Origin of the sequence: Halomonas sp. R57-5 (assembly GCF_900070345.1) — a bacterium.
In the GTDB taxonomy this organism is placed as follows: Bacteria; Pseudomonadota; Gammaproteobacteria; order Pseudomonadales; family Halomonadaceae; genus Vreelandella; species Vreelandella ventosae_B.
This window is the reverse complement of the sequence record NZ_LN813019.1, coordinates 3,648,599-3,665,265: the sequence shown is the minus strand read 5'-3', so window position 1 is coordinate 3,665,265 and position 16,667 is coordinate 3,648,599. Positions and strand designations below refer to the sequence as shown.

General features: G+C 58.8%; 15 protein-coding genes. 5 read left to right on the top strand and 10 right to left on the bottom strand.

What is annotated here, in order from left to right; translation table 11 throughout:
- Nucleotides 1-214: 214 nt before the first annotated feature.
- Complete coding sequence (locus tag HALO_RS16805; RefSeq protein WP_035577623.1) at nt 215-1,336, top strand: ABC transporter ATP-binding protein; 1,122 nt, start codon at nt 215-217, stop codon at nt 1,334-1,336.
- An 85-nt stretch (nt 1,337-1,421) separates the two neighbouring features.
- On the opposite strand, the gene HALO_RS16800 is transcribed toward HALO_RS16805, so the two are convergent.
- The 5 genes from HALO_RS16800 to HALO_RS16780 all read right to left on the bottom strand — a co-directional run bounded on the left by HALO_RS16800 (nt 1,422) and on the right by HALO_RS16780 (nt 6,826).
- Nucleotides 1,422-3,062: a BCCT family transporter gene (locus HALO_RS16800; protein ID WP_050713720.1), complete on the bottom strand. Its 1,641-nt coding sequence runs from the start codon at nt 3,060-3,062 to the stop codon at nt 1,422-1,424.
- A 113-nt stretch (nt 3,063-3,175) separates the two neighbouring features.
- Nucleotides 3,176-4,213, bottom strand: coding sequence for a YcjF family protein (locus tag HALO_RS16795; protein WP_035577624.1), 1,038 nt, complete (start codon nt 4,211-4,213; stop codon nt 3,176-3,178).
- Nucleotides 4,210-5,613 carry a YcjX family protein gene (locus tag HALO_RS16790; RefSeq protein WP_035577626.1) on the bottom strand — a complete coding sequence of 468 codons (1,404 nt, stop codon included), beginning with the start codon at nt 5,611-5,613 and terminating at the stop codon, nt 4,210-4,212. Before HALO_RS16790 ends, HALO_RS16795 begins: the two co-directional genes overlap by 4 nt.
- 93 nt (nt 5,614-5,706) lie before the next feature.
- Entirely contained in the window at nt 5,707-5,895 is a 189-nt protein-coding gene (locus HALO_RS16785; protein WP_035577629.1) for a hypothetical protein, read from the bottom strand.
- A gap of 61 nt (nt 5,896-5,956) precedes the next feature.
- Complete coding sequence (locus HALO_RS16780; protein ID WP_050713719.1) at nt 5,957-6,826, bottom strand: D-hexose-6-phosphate mutarotase; 870 nt, start codon at nt 6,824-6,826, stop codon at nt 5,957-5,959.
- A 149-nt stretch (nt 6,827-6,975) separates the two neighbouring features.
- Between HALO_RS16780 and HALO_RS16775 the strand changes: the two genes are divergently transcribed.
- The 4 genes from HALO_RS16775 to HALO_RS16760 all read left to right on the top strand — a co-directional run bounded on the left by HALO_RS16775 (nt 6,976) and on the right by HALO_RS16760 (nt 11,795).
- Complete coding sequence (locus HALO_RS16775; RefSeq protein WP_035577633.1) at nt 6,976-7,218, top strand: GlsB/YeaQ/YmgE family stress response membrane protein; 243 nt, start codon at nt 6,976-6,978, stop codon at nt 7,216-7,218.
- Between the two features lie 164 nt (nt 7,219-7,382).
- Nucleotides 7,383-9,848, top strand: coding sequence for a DUF1266 domain-containing protein (locus HALO_RS16770; RefSeq protein WP_050713718.1), 2,466 nt, complete (start codon nt 7,383-7,385; stop codon nt 9,846-9,848).
- 202 nt (nt 9,849-10,050) lie between these two features.
- Nucleotides 10,051-10,578 (top strand): C40 family peptidase, encoded by a 528-nt coding sequence (locus HALO_RS16765; RefSeq protein ID WP_050713717.1) that lies wholly within the window; start codon nt 10,051-10,053, stop codon nt 10,576-10,578.
- A gap of 26 nt (nt 10,579-10,604) precedes the next feature.
- Nucleotides 10,605-11,795 carry an MFS transporter gene (locus tag HALO_RS16760; RefSeq protein WP_050713716.1) on the top strand — a complete coding sequence of 397 codons (1,191 nt, stop codon included), beginning with the start codon at nt 10,605-10,607 and terminating at the stop codon, nt 11,793-11,795.
- Between the two features lie 2 nt (nt 11,796-11,797).
- Here the strand turns inward: HALO_RS16760 and HALO_RS16755 are convergent, their stop codons facing one another.
- Genes HALO_RS16755 through HALO_RS16735 form a run of 5 tightly spaced genes read right to left on the bottom strand, consistent with a single transcriptional unit; the run spans nt 11,798 to nt 16,665 of the window.
- Complete coding sequence (locus HALO_RS16755; protein ID WP_050713715.1) at nt 11,798-12,436, bottom strand: ABC transporter ATP-binding protein; 639 nt, start codon at nt 12,434-12,436, stop codon at nt 11,798-11,800.
- A complete protein-coding gene (locus HALO_RS16750) occupies nt 12,429-13,274 on the bottom strand; it encodes an ATP-binding cassette domain-containing protein (protein ID WP_050713714.1) in 846 nt (281 codons plus the stop codon). Before HALO_RS16750 ends, HALO_RS16755 begins: the two co-directional genes overlap by 8 nt.
- 15 nt (nt 13,275-13,289) lie before the next feature.
- The gene (locus HALO_RS16745; RefSeq protein ID WP_035577650.1) at nt 13,290-14,108 is read right to left on the bottom strand and encodes an ABC transporter permease; all 819 of its coding nucleotides are present in this window, start codon (nt 14,106-14,108) and stop codon (nt 13,290-13,292) included.
- Nucleotides 14,105-15,085, bottom strand: coding sequence for an ABC transporter permease (locus HALO_RS16740; protein ID WP_035577653.1), 981 nt, complete (start codon nt 15,083-15,085; stop codon nt 14,105-14,107). The genes HALO_RS16745 and HALO_RS16740 overlap by 4 nt, the downstream gene beginning before the upstream one ends.
- The gene (locus tag HALO_RS16735; protein WP_035577656.1) at nt 15,076-16,665 is read right to left on the bottom strand and encodes an ABC transporter substrate-binding protein; all 1,590 of its coding nucleotides are present in this window, start codon (nt 16,663-16,665) and stop codon (nt 15,076-15,078) included. The genes HALO_RS16740 and HALO_RS16735 overlap by 10 nt, the downstream gene beginning before the upstream one ends.
- Nucleotides 16,666-16,667 lie beyond the last annotated feature (2 nt).

Sequence of the window (16,667 nt, the reverse complement as noted above, 5' to 3'; positions counted from 1 at the left end):
CAACCATATCTAGAAGGTCAGAAGCAGCCCGTAGCGGGGGTCTTTCGCCAGGGCCGGAAAATGTTCCCAACAATTCCGGCATTTCCGCCATCCGTGGCGGYCAGATGGCGAAAGTAGCGCCCAGGGAAGGGTTCACAGCGCCCCCGCGGAGGGCTGCTTCTGACCAACCCAGATGAATGGAGTTTGTCAGTCGCTTTAGAATAGGATTTTCATTATGGCAGCGTTAGAAATCCACAACGTGCGCAAAGAGTTCGGTAGCGAGCGGGTGCTCAAAGACGTCAGCATCTCGATCGATTCCGGCGAGTTCCTGATTCTGGTTGGCCCCTCGGGCTGCGGTAAGTCCACGCTGATGAATGCCATTGCCGGGCTAGAGCCGGTGACCTCTGGCAATATTTATATCGATGGTGAAGACGTGACCTGGCGTACCCCCGCGGATCGGGATATCGCCATGGTGTTTCAGTCCTACGCGCTTTACCCCAGTATGACCGTCCGCCAGAACATCAGCTTCGGGCTTGAGATGCGCAAGGTGCCCAAAGCCGAGAGGGAAGCCGCCGTGGAGCGGGTGGCTGATCTTCTGCAGATCACTCACCTGCTGGAACGCAAGCCTGCACAGCTCTCCGGCGGGCAGCGTCAGCGGGTAGCCATGGGGCGTGCGCTGGCCCGGGAGCCAAAGGTCTACCTGTTTGATGAGCCGCTCTCAAACCTGGATGCAAAACTGCGCGTGGATATGCGCACCGAGATCAAAAAGCTTCACCAGCGCCTGGGCACCACCATTGTTTACGTCACCCACGACCAGGTCGAAGCCATGACCCTTGCAGACTGCATCGCAGTGATGCGCGATGGCCATATTCTGCAGCTGGGCACCCCGGATGAGGTCTACAACAACCCGGTGGATATGTTTGTGGCCGGCTTTATGGGCTCGCCGTCGATGAACTTTATTCGCGCCTCTTTGGAAGATAACAATGGCGGTTATCAACTGCGAATTGCCACACCGGGGGAGGAGGAACTGGTGCTGCCCTGGCCAGAAGCGCGTATCGCACCAGACATGGCCGAGCGGTTGAATCAGCCGGTGATTCTTGGCCTGCGCCCGGAGCACTTCAGCGAAGAGGATGAGCGGTTAACCTCCCAAGCCGAAGGAACGCTGCTCAGCGCCAGCGTGGCGGTGGTAGAACCTACCGGGGCGGATATCTTGCTGCGGTTACCCCTGGGCGAACAGGAAGTTACCGCCCGTGTTGGGCCTAAATGCGCGGTAACGGCGGGGGAGCGCTTAGCGCTGCGTGTTGATATGGGCCGCGCGATTCTATTTGATGCGGAGACCGAGCAGCGTATTGCTTAAGCGCCCGCGTATGAGCTTGTTGAAATAAGAGGCCCCCTGCTGATTTAGCAGGGGGCCTCTTTTTACCATGGCTTATATGTTGGTGTTATTTACGTAGAAGCCGCAGCTCGCCATTGAGCGCCTTGATGATCGAGTAGCACATCAGCAGTAGCACAATAGAGAAGGGTATCGCTGTGGCGGTGACCCCCGCTTGAAGCGCTGTTAGGCCACCGCCGATTAGCAGCACAATGGCGATCAGGCCCTCCACAATTGCCCAGAACATCCGCTGAGGCCGCGGAGCGTCGATTTTGCCACCGGCGGTGATGGTGTCGATCACTAGTGAGCCGGAATCAGAGGAGGTGACAAAGAAAATCAGCGCCAGAACGATTCCCAGCGTCGACATCAATCCTGTCAACGGCAGTTCATTCAGCATGCCAAATAGCGAAAGCTCGGGTCTGTAGTTGTCGATCACATACTCTTTAACCAGGCTGCCAGCAGGGTTGGCGTAGAGCTGTTCAAGCGCGGTTGAACCAAAGACGCCCATCCAGATAAAGATAAACAGGCTGGGAACCAGCAGTACGCAGAGGACGAACTCACGCACGGTACGGCCCTTCGACACCCGAGCGATGAACATGCCGACGAAAGGTGCCCAACTGATCCACCAAGCCCAGTAGAAAATGGTCCAGGCTTGACGAAAGGAGTCATCGTCACGGCCAAAGGGCGCCGATAACGGTAGAAAGTCTGTCACATAGGTTGTTAGACCCGCCCAGAATCCGCTTAACGCCAGCAGGGTGGGGCCAGCGAACAGCACGAAAAAGAAGAACAGTACGGCCAGCACCATATTAATCTCGGAGAGCTTCTTAMCGCCCCCCTCGAGCCCGCGCCACACCGATATGAGCGCCACCGCCGTGACCAGTACGATAACGATGACCTGGGTGGTGGTGCTTACCTCCAGACCGAAAACAAAGTTCATCCCCGCATTGGCCTGCTGCGCCCCAAGCCCTAGCGATGTCGCCAGTCCAAATAGAGTCGAAAATACGGCAAGGATGTCGATCGCATGTCCCCACCAGCCCCAGACACGGTCACCGAGAATAGGAAAAAATGCCGAGCGGATCGAGAAGGGCAGGCCTTTGTTATAGGTAAAAATACCCAGTCCTAGCGCCATGACGACATAAACCGCCCAGCCATGGATACCCCAGTGGAGATAGGTGCCCGCAAGGCCTAGTGCACTGGCGTCAGCAATAGCATCAGGATTCAGCTCGCCATCGGCACCGAAGGGAGATTCAACGCCCAGCGGTAGCGAAACATTGGCGTGATAAACCGGTTCTAGCACGCCGAAGAACAGTAGGCCAATGCCAATGCCTGCAGTGAACAGCAGCGCAAACCAGGAGAGGTAGCTGTGCTCTGGCCTAGCGTCGGGGCCGCCCAATCTGACCGAGCCGTGAGGAAGTACCACCAGGGCTAAGCAGAACAAAATGAAGAAATCCACCAGGATCATGAAATACCAATCCAGCGTTCCTGTAGAGAAGGCAACGATAGACTGGAAAACGCTGCTCGCGCGTTCAGGAAACACCAGGGTGAGGACGATAAAAATTGCCGAGGCAACCGCAGAGACCACGAAGACGCGGTTGTGGATATCAAAACCGAAGGGGCCAAGCTGCCCCTTTATATTATCCTGGCCGACGACATAGTCGGTCTGCATGTCGCTGGCTATCGGGGGCGAGTCAGAATCATTAGGGGTGTTCATAAACAGTTTCTCCGCACTGGAGGATGTTATGCCAAACTCCCATCATGAGGACAAACAGCGTTGAATCGCAAATTGTGACCGAAAACAGACTTGGCGGCGTCGCGTCTACTTCATTAGCGGCTCTGTGGGGCCTTATCCTTGTCGAGACGCTTGATTTGCCGCCATAGGTCTTGGCGCAGGTCGGCGATCTTGGGCTGTTCATCGGCAGTGAAAGGCACCGGGCGGCATAGGCGCTGGGCGCGGAGCCCCAGGCGTGCGCTAAGCAGACCGGTGGCCAGGCCCTGGCCTGCGCGTGCAGAGAGTCGCCCGGCTAAATCCAGCGAGAGCATATCCATGCTGGCGTCGGTGGCCAGTTCGCTGGCCCCGGCAAACGCCATATTGTGCAGCACATTGCGAAATAGCCGCAGGCGGCTGGCGTAGCCCAGCTCCAGCCCGTAAAGGCGGCAGAGCCGATCGACCATCGCCAAGCTGCGCCAGGCCACCAGCGCCATATCCACCAGGGTTAGCGGGCTGATCGCGACCATAATCGCGGTTTCGCCGGACATGCGGGTAATCAGGCGCTGGGCTTCGCGGTCACGCGGTGCTAGCAAATGATAACGCAGCAGCGTCTGAATCTCCTCGCCGCTATGGTGGGGCTGGCTAGCGCGTTGAAAAGCTAGCCAGTGCGGATCATCGTCGGCGAGCTTAAGTTGGCGCCTCAACTGCTCGGCCATGGCCCGGGCCTGCTTGGGCGAGCGTAGCGGCAGCTCGGCCAGATCGCCGCGCAGTTTGTCGTGGCGCTTGAGACGGCGCAAACGGCCCAACTCTTTGAGCAGGGAGATCCCCCCTAGCCCGATCAAACTGATCCCGAAGGCCTGCCAGGCCATGGTCAACCACTGGGATTGGGCCAACGCATCGGGTATGCCGGTGACCAGCTCCGCGGTGCCCAAAATGGCGCCGCCTACCAGGGCGAATATTAGCCCCCAGCGGCGTTTGCGCGGCGCACCCAAACTGGCGGCGGGCAGGGCTTTGTCTTCTGGAAGAGGCGCTAGCGGATGGTGCTCGCTGGCGCCTGCAAAGGCTTCGCGCTGGCGAAGCGGTGTTTCAGCAGCAGCGACCTCTGCGGGCTTGTCGTCCAGGGTAAAGTGACGGCGTGGCTGTGGGGTTGTCATGTCAGTTTGTCTCCAATCAGCCAGTCGATGGCGGCGTCCATGCGAATATGATCCAGCGCTTCTGAGGGCGTCGGCATCGGGCGAAAAGCGGGGAAGTCGAAGCCCTGCTGCTGCCAGAAATCCGCAGCGGGCAGTCGAGCGGGCACATCGCCGGGGTAGACCAGCACGTCTTCGCCTTCTAGCGTAGTGCCGCGCAGCGCGGGTGAGCGCTTACCTTCTTGGGTCACCTCGCGGGCTTCAGTGGCGCGAATCGCTGCCAGCGAGAGCGCTTTAACCGGCACGTTGGCAAAGCGTAGGTCTTTAAGTGGCTCTGCCAGCAGTGCTTCAAGCAACTGCACCAGATTGCCGTGCTGGTCAGGTGTCACGTGATCCGCTTTGGTGGCGGCAATCGCCAGCCGATCAATTTTGGGCGCAAACAGGCGCGTGAGAAGGCTACGCTGGCCATAGTCAAAGCTGTGCATTAACTGGCGCAGTGCCCGGGAAAGATCTTCAAAACGCTCGGGMCCCGCATTGAGTGCGCCAAGCACATCTACCAATACAATCTGGCGGTCAAAGCGGCGGAAGTGGTCGCGGTAAAAAGGCTTAACCACCTGCTGCTGATAGTAGCGAAAGCGCGCCGTCAGGGTGGCGTAAAGGCTATTGGCGGGCAGTGCTTCCAACGCCTCTCTAGAAGTATTGGGTTGAGACGCATTAAGCTGTGGCAGTGGGAAAAACTGTAGTACCGGGGCGCCTTCCAGCTCGCCCGGCAGCAAAAAGCGCCCAGGCTGCAGGTCGGAAAAACCCGCCTGCTTGGCGCGACGTAGGCCTTGAGCATACTCTTCTGCCAGGGCAGCCAGTTGAGCCTCATCGGCTTCGCCTGCCGGGTCGAGCTTCTCCACCGCCGCTAGCCACTCGCTAAACAGGCCACGGCGCTGTTCGCCTGCGTACAGCGCCTGCGCTTGGCTCCAGCTGTAGAAGTCGTGCTGCAGTAGCGGCAGGTCGAGCAGCCACTCGCCGGGATAATCAAACAGGTCGAGAGTGAGGTGGGCTATTTCCGGTGTCAGCCATCCGCTGCGGGCAGGGCGGTAGCGTAACTGTAAGCGTAACTCGCTGATCCCGCGGGTGGGTTCGGGCCAGCGCGGCGGGGTATCACGCAGGGCGGCCATGCCGGGGTCGTAGGGGAACCGCGGCACGCCCAGGTCGGGCTGGTTAAGCCGCTGGGCGCCGAGCAGGCGGCCTTCCCGGGCGGCGGGCAGTAAATCGAGCTGCGCCTCTACGCCAGCATGGCGCAGCTGGTTGACCAGTGAGGTCAAAAACGCGGTTTTCCCCGCTTGGGAGAGGCCGGTGACCGCTAAGCGCAACTGGCGATCTCGCCCGCGCTCTAATAAATTGCTCAGTTCGCGACTTAACGGCTGGCGCATCCTATTGATCCTTTTGTGGCAATTGATCACTATCCATTAACAGCGCTAACTCACGACAGTGAAAAGGGCTGATTGACCAGTGCCAGCATCATATTAACGAAACACTAATAGTAGCTGCGAAAACATAGGCAGGGTGGCAATCAAAAAGCCAACCCCCGCCAGAGTGTAACCGGGCCAGCGGCGGGTCATCTTCTGTGCCAGGGTCAGGCCGACCAAGCACACCACCATACCGATTAAATTAAAGGCGAGCGTGGCTGCCTCTAGCCATTGCTGCGGATCCATCGGGTCTCCCTAGCTCAAATAGCAGTGAGCGCATAATAACAAAGCATTGATGAACCGAAGATTAACCGCGGCTGAGGGTGGTGCCTAACAGGTGCTGAGCGCCAGGTACCAACCACACTGGATCCAGACGCGTATTGGCAGCCTCAACGCAGATAAAGTGGCGCGCTACGTCGGCGGGCGTGTCGCTGGGCAGGTCGTTGTTGGGGTGCCACACCACGGTAGAGTCGCTGGACTGCTTGCCGATGCGCAAGCTGCGCTCGCCATCGCTGAGTAGTACGGCTTCATTGGTGTGGTAAATGCGGTCAACGGCACCCTGAACGGCTAGCGTACCCTGCTGTTCMCTCTCGGCAAAGTCACGCAGTTTGTCGAGGTAACGTGCGCCGGAGAGGCCTTCCAGGCGGCACTGATGGGTGTCAGCAACGGCTAAGTAGGTGTGCAGTGCGCCGCTGGTTTTGATCGGCGTTTCGCCGATGTTTTCGCTAATCAGCTCAACGTTTAAGCGCTGGGCGTTGGCTTGTACCACCAAGCGCGCGGTGAGCAGTGTATGAAGGGGCTGCGCGGGGGAGAGGTGGAGTTCAATTCCCTCGGCGTGCTCATCAACAGCGTCCAAATGCCAGTCGGCGTGGCGGGCTAGGCCATGGAAGGGGCCATCGCGATTGGGGCTCTCGTCGGCATAACGCTCGTCGGCAAACCATGGCCAGCAGAGTGGAATACCCCCACGAATAGCGCCTGGCAGCGACTGGGGCGTAGGCGTTAGCCATAACCAATCGGTATCCCCCTCTGGGCAGAAGTGCAGCACTTGCGCGCCCTGGAGACTAATCACCAACTCGCCCCAAGGCATATTGAAAAGCACCACGTCGCGGCCTTCCCACTGAGCCGTTTGCTGGCCTTGAGTGCTTTTAATCAGTTGATTTAGCGAGCTGGGGATCATGAATTTTCCTTTAAGAGTAACCAAACATCGATACCTAGAGGCACCGAAAAGTAACGCTATGTGCTATGGTAGAACAAGCGTGACTGGTAGGTAAAACGCCTATCAACATACTTAGCTAAAACCCGTTATTGAAATAGTAAGGAGACTATATGGGCTTTATTGCATGGTTAATCATTGGTGGTTTGGCTGGTTGGATTGCTGGCAACATCATGCGCGGCGGCGGTTTCGGCGTCCTGGGTAATATCGGCGTCGGTATTGTGGGGGCGCTTATCGGTGGGTTTTTGTTTAGCCTTTTAGGCCTCTCGGCGGGTGGTTTTATCGGTTCGCTGGTAACCGCGACCGTGGGTGCCGTGGTGCTCCTTTGGGTGATAAGCAAAGTGAAACAATCTTAACGATTGAGTAGCTAACCGCATGACACCGCCCGGCCTTGTGCCGGGCGGTGTCGTTTTGTGCCTACCGTCGCCCAGGGCTATCGGTGTTAGCGCCACTTTCCGTTACACTAGGCAGCTTTACTCCGGCTTTTTGCTGGTGACATTGTGCTTTTTCGAGGTGCCTCTTGATCGACGCGTTAAATGCCTGGTGGGCCCAACAGCTGGTGCTGTGTGATTGGGCGTTTACTCCTCATCCGTTGGCGGTCGATGCAGGGGCGGCGGAGCAGCGCCTGTTACAGCTGGGGATTACCAGTCGTGGCGAGCTTGCTGAGCAGCTGTTCCATGGGCTGGGTGCGCCCGCAGGCAGTGCCGACCGTTTGCTAGGCGCCCTAGAGTGGGCCGCACTGGCGGGGGCCGCAGGCTGGTTAGACGCTGATCAAGCCCGCCATTGGGCGCACCATCTGACTCGTCGCATCACGAGTGATTACAGCGATCTGCGCGCCTGGCTGGCGGATCTACGTCGCGCGTTAGGCGCCCGGGGTTGGGAAGTCGGTGCCGATGACCGTTTTATCGACGCCTGTCAGGCGCTGGCCAACCTTGAAACCGATGGCGAGGGCATTACCTGGGATGCACTCGAAAACGCCCTGGCTGAAATGCCGGCTCCTGCCTCGCTATGGCCTCAACAACCTGAAGCGCAGAGCTGGCGGCTATGCGCGCTATTCCGGCCGATTATTGCCTATCCTGCCAGCCAAACTGACTGGCCTGAAGCCACCGAGTGGCTGGCTCACGCATGGGATGTCCGTGATCGAGATGGGCTAATCGGGGTGATGCTGTGGTTAGGCGCGCAAGGCGAGCGTCAGCGCTGGGATATCGAAGCCCGCGAACTATTGAGTATGGATAACGCCCAGCGTATGGAGTGGCAGCGGAGTGTGGTAGAAGAGTCGCCCTATGCGCCGGTGCTGAATAAATTCGTCACCCAGGGCGAGCCCCTGGAGTGGGCGGCTTGGGATTGGCTGCGGATTGTGGAACTCGCCTGGGCCGGTGCTTGCTGTGGTTGGCTTAGCCAGGAAGAGGCCGRTGATTTAGCGGGGCACGCCGCTGATTTGATCAGTCGTCGCTATCATGACTGGTACGCCGTCCTTAACGCCTACGGGCGCGGGCAGAGTCTGTTTGACGGCATTGACCGGCGGGGGAAAACACCCAGCGAGCGGCATCGGTTACTGCTGCATAGTAGCCATAGCCCCTGGAAGCGCCCTCCGCGGGAGCTGTTAGACGAGCCCACGCTCAACGCGTCTCAGGTGCGCATTCGACAATGGCGTAACACGCCCCATCACTGGCTGTTGGCGCTGGCCAGCGTTCGCGAGCCGGATGCCATGCTGCGCCAGATAGACCCCTCCGCGGCGCTGCCGGAAGAGCAGCGTGCCGATGCAGCGCTGTATTTGCAGGAGTCACTGGGCCTGCATGCCGATGAAGGCGCTCATGCGCTCGCCCGCTACTGGCTACCCGCCCAGGCGCACCACCTTAATCAGTTGGCGGCCGACGCGGTGCACGGCGTTTTGCCGCCGTCGCAAAGCTGGTTCGGTCAGCCGACGCCGGAAGAGCTGAAGCAGCGCAACGCGATTAAGGGCGTGAGCCGCCATGCGGCGACTATTCATATGGCTGAAAAATTCGCCTTCTATCTACATATGTCCCTCGACAGCGGCTTATTGGATCGTGCCCCGTTAATGGCCTATGCCAGCGCACTGCGTAGCTGCCTATGTCGTTTTTACCCCAATGCCAAACGTCTGTTAGAGGCGTGGTTTGCCTGGGAGAGCTGCCTGCCGGAGCCGGAGCATGCCTCGCTGGTGAATGAAATTATTTGGCACATCGAAGATCCTGGTAGCCTGTTTCACTGGCTGGATTGGCAMCACGACGCTTGGCGCGAGCCGGGTAATCGCCCCACTTTGAGCCACTTTACCGCTATGTCGTTGGTGGGCCCGCTGAACAGTGCGGTGTGGAGTGAACCCCAGCCCGAGAGTGCCCGTGAGTGCGCCGAGATCCGCGAATGGGTGGAGAGCCACTACCATTTGAGCAACGGCGAAGATATGCAGGAGTTTTTGACCTACATGCTCGAAGCGGGGGATCGTCAGGAGTATCAGATTAACTATGCGCCCTATACCCTTAATACTGAGCGCTTAAGCGCAGAGATCGCCATTCTTGAATCCGGCGACTGTGCTGACGACGAACGCCACCATCTGCTGCGCTTGCGCCGTGTGCGCGACAACGAAGATGGCTGTAATGAGGTGGATATGGCGGCCTGGGATATTGCCCAACTGGTCGATTTGGCCATTGCCGCTCGGCAGCTAGGCTGGCTGGACAGCGCGGCCTTTGCCAAGGTGTTGGATCGAGCTTATCAATTGGCGGCGGACCACTATGCCGGGTGGCAGGAGTATGCCATGGGGATGTATGCAGGGTTCTCGTTTTTTATGGGCGAAACCCCTGAGCGGGAGAGCTTTCTAGCTGGTTTTCGTCAGGCACTGGTGGCTTGGGTATGCGGTGCGCCGGTCTTGGCTGGCCCATGGGTAAGCTTGGATTTTCCGGGCAATAAACCGCGCCATTTCGCGCCACTGCATATTGATACACTGCCGGGCGATCAACGCACGTTACATTGATGCTCGCCAAACCTATGAGAATTAGCTTATAGTCATGCTTATTAGAAAAATTAGTTTTGTCATACCGCCTTCTTATCGATGTCACGAGGTTAATCGCATGGTTGCGTTGCCACGCCCCGCTGTGACCGCTGTCCGTGTTGTAAGTGTTTGTTGTTTAGTTGCATTGGTCGCTGGTTGCGCAGGTTCGGCGCGACAGAGCAATATGCAGGCACCGGAGGATTATTTCTCGATGACGTTGCCTGGAATGGGGGCGAACCCGCAAATGTCCCCGGTTGACCCCATCGATGCGCATCTGCGCAGTTTGCAAGTACCGCCACCAACAGTGATTCGCGAGGCGCTGCTGGCACAACACCAGCGCTGGGCAGGAACGCCATACCGGATTGGCGGCACCTCAGAGAGAGGTATTGACTGTTCGGCCCTGGTGCGCAATGTTTATCGTGACACCTTCAATTTAGAGCTTCCGCGCTCCACCCGTGGTCAAGTACACGAGGGACGCCCGATCGACCGCCAAGAGCTGCAGGCGGGCGATCTGGTGTTCTTCCAGCCGCCGGGTCGCTATAACCATGTGGGTATCTACGTGGGCAATGGCTATTTTCTCCACGCTTCGACCTCGAAAGGGGTGATTATTTCCAGCTTGGATAACAGCTACTGGCAGCGTTACTACTGGCAGTCACGGCGGGCGCTGGAGCCGACGCATCTAGCCCAATTGGGTGGCAGTGTTTTCCAGTAGCCTGACGTCATTAATCTAGGAATGGCATGATTGAAGCCAAATCGCGCGCCTGGTGGCGCGCCACCTTGGCGCTTTGCCTCGGCTCATTTCTTGTTTTTATTAATCTCTATGCACCGCAGCCGCTGCTGCCAGGGTTAAAGGAGACTTACGCTGTCTCCACCCTTGGCGTCAGCCTGCTGATGTCGGTGTCGMCCCTCTCCTTAGCCATTGCGCTGCTGGTCTTCGGGCCACTCTCTGATGCTATTGGTCGCGAAGGTATTATGCGCATCACCCTGCTGTTAGCAGGCGGCTGCTCCATTGCCTTGGCATTTGCCCCCACCTTCGAAAGCTTGCTGCTACTGCGCCTGGTGCAGGGCTTTGTGCTGGGCGGGCTACCGGCAGTCGCCATCGCCTGGATGGGGGATGAGTTTGAAAAGCCTGCGCTGTTAAGTGCTGTAGGGCTCTATATTGGTGCCAACTCCCTCGGTGGTATTAGCGGGCGTATTGTCGGCGGCGGCGCCGCTGAAATAGGTGGTCCCACCGCGGCATTCCTAGCGGTAGGCCTTATGACGCTGGTCGGCTGTGCGGTGTTTTGGCGCTTGCTGCCCAATAGCCGCGCTTTTACTCCCCAGCGCTTTGAGCTACGCAAAGCGGCTAGCGATTTAGTCAGTCATTTACGCAACCCGGTATTGCTCGCCGCCTACTGCTTGGGTGGTATCAACTTCCTGATTTTTATTAACCAATACAGCTATATCACCTTTCGGTTGGCGGCAGCGCCCTATCAACTAGCCGCTAGCGGCTTGGGGCTGATTTTCTTGACCTATCTCGGCGGCACCTTTGGTTCAATGATTTCCGGGCGTTTGGCCAAACGCTTTTCTCCCGCGGCGTGCATGATGGTGGGGGTCGTAATTTTAATGCTGGGCACGGCGATCACCTTGGCGGATTCGCTGCCGGTGATTATCATCGGCTTAACCGTCAACGCCTTTGGCTTTTTTCTGGCCCATTCGTTGGCGTCTAGCTGGGTGGGGCGTTATGCACTGGGGGCTCGGGGCAGCGCCTCGGCGCTCTATCTGGTGTTTTACTATGTGGGCGCCAGTTTGGGTGGCTTCTGGCTGGAGCCGTTCTGGCAATGGGCCGGGTGGGCAGGGGTGAGTATTGGCTCGTGGCTACTGCTGAGTATCACGCTGATCATTGCTTTCGGTCTATGGCGCTTTGAGCGTCGCCAGTCAGTTAGCTAATTTCAACCTTCCCTGGCATCAGTTATCGTTTTGTCTATTAATTGACCTGCGCTTAAGTGTAAGCGCTGCGGGCAGAGGCGTTCCAGCAGCGCGCTGTCGTGGCTAATCACGAGGACGCCAAGCTGGCGTTTCTCGGTCTCCTGTTTTAACGCCTGCCAAAGCTCTACCTGGGTGATCGGGTCGAGCATGGTAGAGATCTCATCGGCGACCAGAAAGCGCACTTCTGGCGCGAGCGCTCGCAACACGCATACGCGCTGTAACTCTCCCCCCGATAACGACTGTGGAAAGCGCGATAGCCAGTTTGCCTGTACACCAAACGCTTGGCACTGGGCGTCAGAAGGTGCCCAGGCTTCACGTAATATGTTGCCTACCCGCCAGCGGGGGTTAACCGCCAGCTCTGGCGATTGTGGCAGCCMCTGCACAGGCTGCACGCCGCTGTTAGGTAGCGCCGCGCCATCCAGGGTGATCGCACCCGACTGGGGAGCTAAATAGCCGGCCAGCAGTTTGCCCAGCGTTGATTTACCTGCCCCAGAGTCACCGCTTAGTCCTAGCCACTGACCTGCTTTCAGCGTGAGTGAAACGTCCCGCAGCAGTGGGGAGCTGTTAGCAAACTGAAAGCCAAGTTGGCACGCTTCAAGCAACGTCTGCCTCCTGTTGCAGCTGTGGTGCCTGGCGTGTCGCGCTGGTCGAAAAGTGATTGTCCGGCAGCGCCAACCATAGTGCCTGTGAATAGTCATGGACCAGCAAGTCGCCGGTACCTTGAAAAGCATGGGCGGGCGCGGTTTCAACCCGCTTGCCGTCACGCATAATGGTCACGCGGTCAGCAATCGGTAGGGCGTGGCGTAGGTCGTGGGTAATTAACATCACGCTTTTGCCCTGGTCGGCCAGCTCCCGCAACGCCGCCAGCACTCGCTGGCGCTGGTGCGGGTCAAGGCCCACGGTAGGCTCATCGGCAATCACCAGCCGGGCCTGACTCACGTGGGCCATGGCCGTCAACACGCGGCGGGCCATACCACCGGAAAGCTCGTGGGCGTAGGCCTGCTGTGCGTGGGCGTCTAGCTGGTAATGATTTAGGGCTTGCTGAGCAGAGTGCCAAGCATTCGCCGGGGCATGACCTGCGCGCTGGGCCGCCCAGGTCACTTGGCGCTGGGTGCGCACCAGCGGGTCCAGCGCGCTAAGCGACTGGGGGATCAGTGCTAGTTCACGGCCGCGAAGCTGGCGTTGGCGTTGTTCATCAAGCGGCTTTCCTTGATAGCAAAGCTGCCCGTTCAAACGCGCAGGTGTTGGCAGTAACCCCATCACTGCGTAGGCCAACAGGCTTTTGCCAGCACCGGATGCGCCCACCACCGCATGCACTTCGCCTGCCGAGAACTGCAACGAGAGCTCATCCAGGCAGGTGGCCCAGCGACGTTTCCACCATGAGGCATGCCCATGGGCATAATAAGGCAGCTGTAGCGTTAAACGCTCAATGGTTAACATATCTGTGGTTCCTCGCTATAACGCACGACGCAGGTGAGTGGAAAGGCGCTCGAAGCCCAGCACCATCACTAACAGCCCCAAGCCTGGAAATACCCCTAGCCACCAGTAGCCACCGCTTAGGTAACGCATGGCATCCGCCAGCAGTACGCCAATGGCCGGTTGACTGGGGCTTAGGCCAAAGCCCAGAAAGGTTAACGCGGCTTCGTGAAGAATCGCGTGGGGGAACAGCAGCAGCGCGCCGACCAAGCAGTGAGGGAGCAAATGGGGGAGCAAGTGGCCATGGAGCACAAACCAGCGCGACTTACCCAGCGCACGAGAGATTCGCACATAGGGTGCCTGGCGCAGTTGCAACAGCTCGGCGCGTAGCACCCGGGCCAAACTCGGCCAGTGGGTGACGGCTACGGCAATAATCACTGCCTGGGTGCCGCCGCCCAGGGCAAAGGCGATCAACATCAATAAAATCAGGTGGGGCACACTGAGTAGCGTATCAATCAGTAGACTTACCAGCGCATCCAGCCGCGCTGATAGCGTGGCCAGTGCCGCCAGGCTCAGTGCAATCAGAGTGCTTAGTAGCGCCGCCAGGCAGCCCACCCAAAAGCTGAGTGCCAGCCCGGCCAGGGTTCTTGCCCAAAGTTCCCGACCTAGCGCGTCGGTACCTAACCAGTGGTCAAGGCTGGGCGGGGCCAAGCGGGCGTCAAACTGCATCTGCTGAGCTGAATCACCCAGCAGCCACTGGCTGGCGACCAGCCCCGTCACCAGCAGAACGGTGACGCCCAGGCTGAAAGCGGCACGCAGGCGTGGTTGAGCATCGCGGCTTGTTAGGGCGAGTCTCATAGGCCGCCCTGCTTAATGCGAGGGTCGATAACGTCATAGAGCGTATCAGCGATCATATTGCCGACGCTGACAAACAGCGCGGTAAAGAGGGCAATGCCTAGCAGCAGGGGAACGTCACTGCGCAGTCCCGCTGCCACCGTGGCCTGACCTAAACCGGGGTAGGCAAATACCTGTTCAATAAGGATAGAGCCGCCGAATAGCTCGCCCAGTGAAGCAAACGCCAGCGTCATCGCTGGTAGGCTGGCATGGCGCAGGCCGTGGCGCCAGGCCACATCAATTCGGCTGGCACCCTGGGCGAAAGCATGAGTGGCCACCTCTGAGCGCATTAGCTCAAGCATGCGAGCGCGGGTGTGAAGAGTGACATTGGCAATGCCCAGCAACGCCAGGGTGGCGATCGGCAGTATCAGATGGTGCAGGCGCGTAGCGAGAGTGACATCTTGGCTTAAGGTGCCCGTTGGGCCAGCGCAGCAAGTGGGTGTCCAGCCTAGCGTTACTGAAAAAAGCAGCACGGCAAGTATCGCCAGCCAGAAGGCGGGCGTGGAGGCGGTAATGAAGGCGTAGGTGCTGATAATGTTATCCAGCGTTGAGCCCTCTTTGGCTCCGGCTACAACGCCAAGGCTAAATCCCAGTAGCGCCGAGAGTAGCCAGGCGCCGCCCAGCAGCACAATGGAGCGCTGAAAGCGCTGGCCAATTACCTCGCTAACCGGCTGGTTATACACATGGCTCCAGCCCAGATCACCGCTCGCTAATTGACGTAGCCAGTGGCCAAACTGGACAGCAGGAGGCTCATCAAACCCCCAGCGCTGGGCAATTAATTCACGTTGCTCAGGGCTAACCTGGGCCATCTGCGGGCCTAGGTAGGCATCGATTGGGTCGATAGGCGAGGCCATCATCAGCCCAAACGAGACCACTGCCACACACAGCAGCACCAGGATTAGGCGTGACAGCCGCGTCGCGATACGCGCTATTACTCGCACGTCCAGCGCCACTCAAGCAGGTTAGCGGTAATCGGCCAGCCGTGGCCGTGGGGCGCCACGCCCAGCTCGCCAACGTCTAAGCAAGTGTTGGCAAAATAGACGTGCTCCAGGTTGACCAGCCAGGCCCAGCTACTGTCGCCGCGCAGACCATAGCCAGTCGTGCCATCCCACTGCGCTGCTTGCCAGTACTGGTTGGCTTGTTCGATGCTGTGAGCCGCCTGGGCGTCGTCAAGGTGGGCGTCCACCTCTGGGTTGGCATAAAAGCCGCTATTATAGAAACCGTTGCCCGCATACTGACTGTGGAAGAGGTAGTAAATCTCTTGCGGACTGTGGCTGCCAAACCCGAACATAATCGCGTCCTGATGCAGCGCTTCGCGCTGGATTTCGTCCCAGTGGCGGCCTGTGGGCTGCATTTCAATACCCAGTGGGCGTACCATCTCGGCGCTTACCTCCGCGAGCAGCTGTCGGGTGGTATCGCTGGCGGGGTAGGTGAGCCGAAAGCGCGCGGGCAGGCCATCTTTGTAGCGCAGGCCATCTTCACCAAGTTCCCAACCAGCGCTTTCAAGTATTTTTTCTGCCTGAGTCAAGTCGGGTGCGACGACGTTCTCTTCCGGGCCACTCCAAGGAAGGCCGTCGGCTGGGCCAAATGCGGGGCGGCCAAAACCGTGCAACGCTACCTCCACCAAGGTTTCACGGTCGACCGCAAGGTTGATGGCTTGGCGAATGGCAAGGTCGGCGGTGACGTCGTTGCCAATCAATGTTCCCGACGCTGCTTGCTCACCATTGGCAGGCTGCATGGGGAAAAGGATGCCACGGTTATCGACGCTCTCCATGATGACCCGCTGCATCTGCGCCGGTACATTGTCCGCCAGCGCTGGCGGAACCGAGGCAATATCCACCTGACCAGCATGGGCGGCACTGAGGGTGGCGTCTTCACCGGTAAACAGAAACACCAGCCGTTCAAAGACGGGCGTAGGGCCGTAGAAGTAGGGATTACGTTCTACAATCAGCTGTTCGCCTTCCTGCCACTCGACCAGTTGATAGGGGCCTGAGCCAAGGGGGTGGCGACCATAATGTTCGCTATAGCCGTTGTCACGCTCGGCGCTTGGCACAATACCCAGCGTCATGAGCTGGTCAGCAAAAGTGATGTGTGGGGCGCGTAGATGAAGCGTGACGGTATACGCATCCACGGCTTGGGCTTGATCAAGGGCGCTTAGATCGGCACGCCCACCCGCCTTGGCCGCTGCGTTGAAGGTATAGGCCACATCTTCAGCGGTCAGCAGCGTACCGTCGGCAAAGCGGGCATCGTCACGCAGGGTGAGTGTCCACGTTAGACGATCTTCAGAAAGTGACCACTGGGTAGCCAATTCAGGCTGTGGCGTAAGGTCTCTGCCCCGAGAGAGTAGCGTCGACTGAAACAGCGGATTGCCGTATTGCCCCCAGCCCAGTAGCGGGTCGAAGCCCTGCTCGGGCTCGCCACCAACGGCGAGCACCAGCTGCTCCTTCGCCTGCACGGCGCTAGCGGCCCCTAAACAACTGAGTGCAATACCCAGTAAGATAGGCCGAGGTAATCCAGGCATCG